This window comes from Enterococcus eurekensis (assembly GCF_042654605.1).
Taxonomy (GTDB): Bacteria; Bacillota; Bacilli; order Lactobacillales; family Enterococcaceae; genus Enterococcus_I; species Enterococcus_I eurekensis.
This window is the reverse complement of the sequence record NZ_JBHSGT010000055.1, coordinates 1-8017: the sequence shown is the minus strand read 5'-3', so window position 1 is coordinate 8017 and position 8017 is coordinate 1. Positions and strand designations below refer to the sequence as shown.

Here is an 8017-nt window from a genome sequence, read left to right as displayed (position 1 = left end):
TAGGGATATTAGTGATACATATTTCAATAAAATGTGCCAAAGAATTAAAGCTATGAATTATTCAGGTTAATTTAATTAATCGTGTCTTTGTTGAAGGAATTTTGAAACATTGAGCGTCTAATTGATTGGTAGTTTTTATTACATATTCTTGTCCATTTGAAAATTGTATGGTGACTTCAGTCCAATAACTATCATGAGGATAATCTCCTCTTAAGACGAGCGAGACTTGATCAACTTCCACTTCACGACCAAAATCTACTGTAATCTCTGCATCTTTTCGTTGATTAATCCCCCATGATTGAAATGGATATGAGCCATGGTCTTCATTAGCCAAAATACCATCAATAGCATTTCGAGCAAAAAAAGTAGAATCATTTCTCGTCTCAACATTTGCAGATGCATGCGGATATGCATTTGTATTTTCTTTTTGATCGTGTGCATTACGAGCTAAATTACGATAACTGTGAATTTCTTTTTCCGTTGGTAACCATGCTCTAAGATAATGTCGGTCTCCAGAAAATATTTTAGGAGAATATGCTAATCGTAGTTTCTCGTCTAACATCACTGGGAACTCCCATTTTTGTTCAGTTAAATATATTAAACTCGGTTCAATAGCTTCATCTACTTGAATCCAAATAAATTGTCCTATCTCATCAACCAATAGTTCTATTATTTCACCTTCTTGATACTCTCTTCTTTTTAAGGCTAAATAAGTTTCTTGAATATGACTTCTTTCTTGTAATATTTCATGCTTGTTCTTTAATCTTAGTGTTATCAATTATACTGTTCCTTTCAGCAAATTATTTCTTATCTATCTGCAAGTTTGGCTTCATCTAAGAGGTAGGTTTTTGCCAATTTTTCTTTTTATCTATCTAAAAAATTGCTAAATTCCCTCTTCATCGTTTATTTCTACATTTAATTCCGCAGTTAAATTCAAACACTTAATTCCCTCTTGACCCGTTGAAAGCAATGTATCTACTAGTTCTCCAGCATTTGACATCCCTAAACGTAACATAGAACCTTCTATTAACATTGGTAAGTTCGTTCCCGAAATAATTTTGACCCCTTCATTATTATATGCGCACGAAACAGAAGTTTTAAATGGTGTTCCGCCCAAAAGATCTGTAAATATAATAACTTCCAATCCCTCTTGTTCATAGTTACTAATTCCTTTAATAATATTCTGAGAGTATTCTTCTAAAGACATATCTTGTAGAAAACGAATTACACTAACTTTTTCTTGCTTTCCAGTAATCATTTCCATTGCTCCAGCCATTCCTGGCGAAAAGCTACCATGTCCTGTAATAATAAATCCAATCATTCAATCTCTCCTATCTTTTCTTTATAAAATTTATCTTTTCCATATAATAAACGACCATTTTTACTTATATATAGCTTGTCACCAAGAAACGTATCCCGTGAACTATGATAGTATTCATTAATGCTTTGATCTTTTAATCTAGTAAGCTTTAACCCAAAATAAAATTCATCTGGACTTGCATTTAATTGCTTATTCTGATAACAATCAATTTTTTCTATAGCAATCTCTTGCTCTGGATAAAGACACTCGTAGGATACTAAATAATTTTCAAAGTTTTGCTTCAAAGTAAGTTCTTTATAATAATCGCTCTCGTTATATTTTGGCGACCAAACTTTATTATTCAGCGCAATCATTGCCTGTTCATTCCCTTTTAGTACAAAAGGACTTCCTTTTAACCGGATATTGCTCCCCTCTAGATCAAAATCAAGCTCATCTCCCATTTGATAGCGGGTAGTTAAACTGTGTCTACCATTGTGCTCACTTGTATTAATCACTAAGAACACTGTAAATTCTTTCAAAAAGATAATTTTCCGCTTGAAAATTACTATTTCCCCATCAATATTTCCTTTCCAAGCTATTTCAAAAATGACCTGTTCCGTATTCTCGACAGCTTGATGAAACAATGGTTCTGCCATAGAATCATATGTCCAAGACCCCGAAACTTGAGTTAAAGGTGTCTCGTCAATCATCAAAGAACTATGATAATACTCTTCTTTTAAGTTAATTCGTAGTGGCTCTTCCATATAGGTATAACGCCCTGGATCTTTAAATAATTCTTTTCCTTTATATTTTAAAGTTAAAGATCCTAATGAAGCATGTCCATGACCACTTCCATGACGACCATTAAATAAAGTGAGATAAATATTAGAATCTTTATATGCCAGAAATCCACTCTCTCCTGTAGAAAATAACGTAGGTAATGGTTTTAAATCACGTACTTCAAACTTTTTACCGATATAAAAAATACCTGGATTTTGATTCATTTCTAAGTCTAAAAATCCTGATAGACTGTATAAATTATATATGTATGTAAAATCTGCAGCATCGCTATCATGCAAAGGCAATAGACCAAAATTTTGATTGCAATAGTATGTACTTGCTCTTATTGCTTTTTGTAATATATCCTCTATTTCATCTTCAAAAGGTAAATTTAAATACTGGCTGTTAAGCCATAATTGCCAAACACACATGACAACTTCATGATGATACATCGGACTTTGTTCCCAATGTATACCGTCATCAAAAAACTGAATTTTCAATGCTTCTTTTAAAGTATGCCATCCCCAACGCTCAACCTCCGTAGAAACAAGTTCCGGTAATAGCTGTGCAGTGGCTAGAATACCTACAATAGCTAATACACCCCAATTACTCAAATAATTTTTTGTTGGAAAATTTTCTTTCAAGTATATAATTTGCTTAGTAATAGCTTCTTCAATTTTTATTTTTTCAATATTCGTTAAACGATCTTGTAAATTAGAAAAATAAATGAAACTCTTCATCCAATTATTTAATCTTAAGCCTACATCTAAACTACGCCAAACATGTGGACTGCTTTCTTGCCATTTAATAAAGTCAAAAAGTAATTTCTTCCAAACTTCAAAATATATTTCTTCTTTTGTGTAGGCAAATAAGATACCCAAATCTACTAAATATCCGTTACGACTAACCATATAAAACCATTCTGGATCTCCATTTGGACTTTCTAAAAGATTAGCTAAATTCAAAAGATATGGTGTACTGACAGCTTCCATATCCAAAGGATCATCAAAAATAATTTGACCTTGTTTTAACAGTTCGCCTCTCTTATATATTGTTTCAAAGAAAAGAGTATTTTTTTCTACCTCTTTTTCAAGAGTTTGATCTAAGAAAAATTTTTGATGGTATTGATTTACTCGTTCAAAATTCATTGTAATATCCTTTCAAAAATAGGAACTTATGCATGATTTACAGCAAAAGTTCCTACACCATTTTATCCTAAGACTCCTAGAACTGAACCTAAAATTCCAATTGTAAATAACAACGCTAACAACCGATATGTTGTCCAATTACGTTTTTTGATTAAGTAATACACAATTATTGTAACAACTACTGATAACAACTTAGGCATTATTTTATCCAAAATGTCTTGTAAAGCAACTACTTGTTCTGTACCATCGGCCATTTGTGATACATATTGAATTGGTATATTTGCTTTAACAAATGTTGTAGCTAAACCTGCGATTACTGTAACTCCAACAATATTAGCTGCTGAAGAAATTTTACTAATTTTGGTACTTAAAGTATCGATAATACTAGTGCCCAGCTTAAATCCTAAATATCCCATAAAGACTTTAATTACAAACATCGAAACTAACATTGATGTCCAAAAGCCCATTGGTGCAAATCCCATACCATCCATTGCCAGTCCTGCAAAAATCGTTGAAAATAATGGTGCAATCCCAAATTGTGCGATAGAATCTCCAATTCCAGATAGTGGCCCCATCAATGCCATCTTAATACTACGCGCATCTTCAATATCTTCTCCATGGTCATACATTGCGAGTTGCATACTAGTTACAAACGGTGCCATGTGCGGATTAACATTATAAAATTCAATATTCGCTAATGATTTCTCTTTCAATTGTTCTGGATCATCAGCATATATTTTTTGCAATCCTGGCATAATACTGTATAGGTATCCAATTCCTTGGTAAGAGTTGTAATTAAAAGAATTTTGTAATAAATATGGGCGTATTGCGACATTAATATAGTCTTTTTGTGTTAATTTTAAATTTTTAGATTCCATCAGAAAAATCCTCCTCATCGAAATTAGATAAATCATTATATTCTTTTTTAGCAATTAATGAATCTGATGGACCTGCTATTTTTGCTTCTGGACTATAGTAAACAATCATTGCAAAAACAGTACCCACTAAAGTAATAGCCATTGTTGGTAATTGTAGATAAGCAGCACAGATATATCCTAATAATGCATATGGCATTAATTTCTTCTCTAACATAACAGACATAATCATTGCAAATCCAATTGCTGGGATAAGTCCGCCTGCAACAGAAAATCCTTTAATTAACCATTCAGGGAGTGCTTCTACAAAACTTTGTAGAGCAAGACGAGAAATCGCTGCAAAAAGTCCTATTACAAACCCTGTAACTAAAAAACTAATAAAAGTTGAATTTGCTAATAAGTTGAATTTTTTGAACTTCCCTTCATGAATTAATTTTTCTGCATTTTTTGTCGTTCCTGAGAACATTGTATACAAAGCAGTTGTCACTAATTGGAATAAAACAGCGAAAGGAAATGATAGGGCTAAAGCTGATTCCGGAGTAACACCTTGATCTTTCATTGTAATTGCCATAATCGTCTCAACAATTCCTGGTCCTACTGGATTTGGTGGAACCGTTCCACCTGCACCTACACCAAATCCCATATAAGCAAGTTCTGCAATTGCCCCCATCGTTAATGCGGTAGGAATATCATTTAATACAACCCCAACAAAAAATGACATGACAAGTGCTCGATTTGTATAAATCCCTAATAATTGACCTGCATAACAAAAACCTGTGATTAAAGCAATGAGTAAAGCCTGTGTCATTGAAATATCCATCTTTTTTTCTCCCTATTTTAATATTTTTTCTAAATTTTCTAGTGACTGTGCCCCATCATTTGAGACAGGTGATGTTTTTGTATTGAAAGTACAACCATACTTATCACGTAAAGTTCGTAAAGCTTCTTTATCTTCTTCCCCTACGTAAATAAATTGCGATACTTTTTCTTTATCTCCCTTCGAATGAATGTTCCCTACATTTATTTCTCCAACCGGAAATTCTTGTTCGGCAAGAGCAAGAACATCTTTAGGAGAAGACACCACAACGAAAATTGATTGCGTTGGTGCCGCTTTCCAAATAACTTTTGCTGTTCTTTCAATATTCCAAAATCGTAAACCGATATCTTGAGGAACAACAGATTTCATTAACGTTTGCTGCATCCCATCAGTCGAAACTTTGTCATTAGCACAAATTACTAAATTTACGCCCAAGCTTTTAATCCATAATTGCCCTTGTCCGTGAATCAATCTTTCATCAATGCCGTTGATGATTGTTTAATATCAGAAATTGAAATCATCCCTGCATATTTAGATTCTGCTAAATCTTTTAAACTTGTCGGAACGGGCAAATTCGCTTCTGCTAGTGCATCGGTATTATAAAAAATCGAACCTTCTTGTACGGAAAATGGCGCAGCAAAATCAACATCGGCCGATAATGGTTTTAAGTTTGTTTCTAACGTTTGAAACATTTGCTGACTTTCTTGAACGCTCTTCAAATAAAACGTACTCATAGTAACTAAATCTGCTTCAATATTTTTACCCTCTGCTAATAATTTACTTCCTAGATCCGAAGTTCCAAATGATTGCAACGTGTATTGATCTTTAAAACCATTTTCATCTAAAACTTTTTGCATCACTTGTACCGGTTCATCATCAGCATTCGTATAAATAATCACTTTATCCGAAGAAGCATCCCCCTTACCGCACGCTGCGAAAAGTACGCAACATGTAACCAATCCTAGTAAAAGACTTTTTCTCATTTTCATTTAAAATGCTCCTTCTAATCCATTGAATAAGATTTTGAACCCCTAAATTAATTATTAATAAGAACAACGATAAAATAAAGATCTCATTAAATTTGCCAAAATGTTGTAACTCTTTTAATTTTGTCGTGATGACCATCGTGTTAGAACTTGATAAAAAGATAACCGCGCTAATTGTCACCATTGCATTGGAAAAATAATAACCGACCATTTCTAAAATCGTTTCTCTTGAGCTTGGAATTAAAATGCGCCAAATCGTTTTTAACCAGCTATCTCCCATCAGACGTGCACTATTTTCCCAATTTAAATTCATTTTCTGTAAAGCTTCTTTGGCCATTTGATACGGTGTTGAAAAGTAGTGAACGATCGTCACGATGACTAAAATCGCTAATGTATTGTGTAAAACCCCGCCACTAAAAATCAATAAAAACGAAACCCCTAAGACCATACCCGGGATTGAATTTGTAATGGCCGAAATACTATCGATTGCACTTTTAAACCACGTATGCTCTTTGCCACGTGAAGTGACAATTGCAGCAAAGTAAGCTAATAACGTGCCAAAAACGGCAGTTAATAAAGACATCAATAAGGCATTTTTTAAGGTCTTCATTAAAAACTGGTCTTGCACAAATTTTTGAAAGTGCTCCAACGTAAAATATAGCTTATTTGGCCAACTTCCCATAAATGGAATAACGAAAAGAACAAGAAAAACTAGTAGCATGAAAGCCGAAGTCACAAGAAATAGCACACGAAAAGCATTGTCGCGAAAAGTATTTTTCTTTAAAACTAAACACTGCGGTTTATCATAACGGACCATCTTCTTTTGTAAATAATTCAAAATCACGACACTAACAATCGAAGGTAGCAACATTGTTAAAGCGACCATGGATCCAAACTGAAAGTCAGGAATGGTTCCCATAAAGCCCTCATATAAAAGGGTCGTAATAAATGGCGTTTGCCCGCCTAATGCACTTGGAATCCCAAAATCTGTAAAAGTCATAAAGAACCCTTGTAAAAAAGCGACCGCTAAAACACGATATAATGGACTAATAATCGTTTTATGAAGTGAGGTATACCACTTATCACCCATTAAACGCGAAACGATAAACAAACGTGTATCAACGTACTTCATACTATTATTAATTAGCATGAAAATTGGTGGTAAGGTATAAATCACAAATCCCAGCAAAATACCAATGGTTCCGTAAATATTGAACCATTGTTGGCCGCTTATTTTACTCCATAAACCTTGTTTTCCAAAAGCATAAATTAAAACAAAGCCGTAAGTGATGGTTGGCAGTAACATTGGTAACAATAAGATTCGTGTATTGAAACGAATAAAACGACGACCAATTTGGGTGAAATTAGCTCCATAGACTAATAAAAATCCAAGTAATGTTGAGAAAGATGTAGCAATTAATGCATAAGACAGACTATTCTTGAATGACTCTTGCCATTTCCGATTAAAAACATGACTCATTTCGGCTAAAGGATTTTCTGCCTGCTGTGGCCAGGCCGTTACGAATACTTTCAGCAATGGAAGTGCCAAGAATAAGACGAAGAAAACTAATACTAGCCATTGAGTCAATCGTTTGGCATTCATCGCCCTCATGCGAGCACACTCTGCGCTGCCGCTTGTTGGAAAATCCGTTGAATATTTTGTTGTTTAATTGCTAATTGATTGACGATAAATTCTTGAACAAAATCAGATGTCCCTTGATTAACAATTTCGACTGGCGTGCTGCATTGCGCTACGCGTCCATTATCTAACACAACAATTTTATCCGACATCGTCAACGCCTCTTCTGGATCATGCGTAACAATAATAATCGTTAAGTTTAGTTTTTGCGAAATTTCTTTAATTTTGGCTTGAATTGACTCTTTAATCACGCCATCTAAAGCACTTAATAGCTCATCTAGAAGCAGAATTTCTGGTTTCATCACTAACGTACGACCTAAAGCAACCCGCTGTTTTTGACCACCGGAGAGTTGATCAATCGGTTTATGTAAATGCGTACCTAAATTTAATAAAGTAATTAATTCCCTGAATAATTCATAGCTTTAATTCTTTGGCACATTTTATTGAAATATGTATCACTAATATCCCTATC

The 8017-nt window shown here is 33.9% G+C and carries 9 protein-coding genes; all 9 read right to left on the bottom strand.

Going from position 1 to position 8017, the window contains the following annotated elements; translation table 11 throughout:
• Nucleotides 1-61 precede the first annotated feature (61 nt).
• The 9 genes from ACFO3L_RS09005 to ACFO3L_RS08965 all read right to left on the bottom strand — a co-directional run bounded on the left by ACFO3L_RS09005 (nt 62) and on the right by ACFO3L_RS08965 (nt 7943).
• A complete protein-coding gene (locus ACFO3L_RS09005) occupies nt 62-778 on the bottom strand; it encodes a discoidin domain-containing protein (RefSeq protein WP_379966260.1) in 717 nt (238 codons plus the stop codon).
• Nucleotides 779-883: 105 nt separating this feature from the next.
• Nucleotides 884-1321, bottom strand: a complete 438-nt coding sequence (locus ACFO3L_RS09000) for a PTS sugar transporter subunit IIA domain-containing protein (RefSeq protein WP_379966257.1) — start codon at nt 1319-1321, stop codon at nt 884-886.
• Nucleotides 1318-3228 (bottom strand): heparinase II/III family protein, encoded by a 1911-nt coding sequence (locus tag ACFO3L_RS08995; RefSeq protein WP_379966254.1) that lies wholly within the window; start codon nt 3226-3228, stop codon nt 1318-1320. Before ACFO3L_RS08995 ends, ACFO3L_RS09000 begins: the two co-directional genes overlap by 4 nt.
• A 62-nt stretch (nt 3229-3290) precedes the next feature.
• On the bottom strand, nt 3291-4106 hold the full coding sequence (locus ACFO3L_RS08990; protein WP_379966266.1) for a PTS system mannose/fructose/sorbose family transporter subunit IID: 816 nt from the start codon (nt 4104-4106) through the stop codon (nt 3291-3293).
• The gene (locus ACFO3L_RS08985) at nt 4096-4923 is read right to left on the bottom strand and encodes a PTS mannose/fructose/sorbose/N-acetylgalactosamine transporter subunit IIC (RefSeq protein WP_379966251.1); all 828 of its coding nucleotides are present in this window, start codon (nt 4921-4923) and stop codon (nt 4096-4098) included. Before ACFO3L_RS08985 ends, ACFO3L_RS08990 begins: the two co-directional genes overlap by 11 nt.
• Nucleotides 4924-4935: 12 nt before the next feature.
• Nucleotides 4936-5415, bottom strand: a complete 480-nt coding sequence (locus ACFO3L_RS08980) for a PTS sugar transporter subunit IIB (protein ID WP_379966263.1) — start codon at nt 5413-5415, stop codon at nt 4936-4938.
• Complete coding sequence (locus ACFO3L_RS08975; protein WP_379966248.1) at nt 5388-5909, bottom strand: type 2 periplasmic-binding domain-containing protein; 522 nt, start codon at nt 5907-5909, stop codon at nt 5388-5390. Before ACFO3L_RS08975 ends, ACFO3L_RS08980 begins: the two co-directional genes overlap by 28 nt.
• On the bottom strand, nt 5842-7518 hold the full coding sequence (locus ACFO3L_RS08970) for an ABC transporter permease subunit (protein WP_379966245.1): 1677 nt from the start codon (nt 7516-7518) through the stop codon (nt 5842-5844). Before ACFO3L_RS08970 ends, ACFO3L_RS08975 begins: the two co-directional genes overlap by 68 nt.
• A complete protein-coding gene (locus ACFO3L_RS08965) occupies nt 7515-7943 on the bottom strand; it encodes an ATP-binding cassette domain-containing protein (RefSeq protein ID WP_455293822.1) in 429 nt (142 codons plus the stop codon). The genes ACFO3L_RS08970 and ACFO3L_RS08965 overlap by 4 nt, the downstream gene beginning before the upstream one ends.
• Nucleotides 7944-8017: the final 74 nt, after the last annotated feature.

Coding starts and splice junctions, on each gene's coding strand:
- ACFO3L_RS09000 (WP_379966257.1), bottom strand. CDS start 1,321: ATGATTGGATTTATTATTACAGGACATGGTAGCTTTTCGCCAGGAATG.
- ACFO3L_RS08995 (WP_379966254.1), bottom strand. CDS start 3,228: ATGAATTTTGAACGAGTAAATCAATACCATCAAAAATTTTTCTTAGAT.
- ACFO3L_RS08990 (WP_379966266.1), bottom strand. CDS start 4,106: ATGGAATCTAAAAATTTAAAATTAACACAAAAAGACTATATTAATGTC.
- ACFO3L_RS08985 (WP_379966251.1), bottom strand. CDS start 4,923: ATGGATATTTCAATGACACAGGCTTTACTCATTGCTTTAATCACAGGT.
- ACFO3L_RS08975 (WP_379966248.1), bottom strand. CDS start 5,909: ATGAAAATGAGAAAAAGTCTTTTACTAGGATTGGTTACATGTTGCGTA.
- ACFO3L_RS08970 (WP_379966245.1), bottom strand. CDS start 7,518: ATGAGGGCGATGAATGCCAAACGATTGACTCAATGGCTAGTATTAGTT.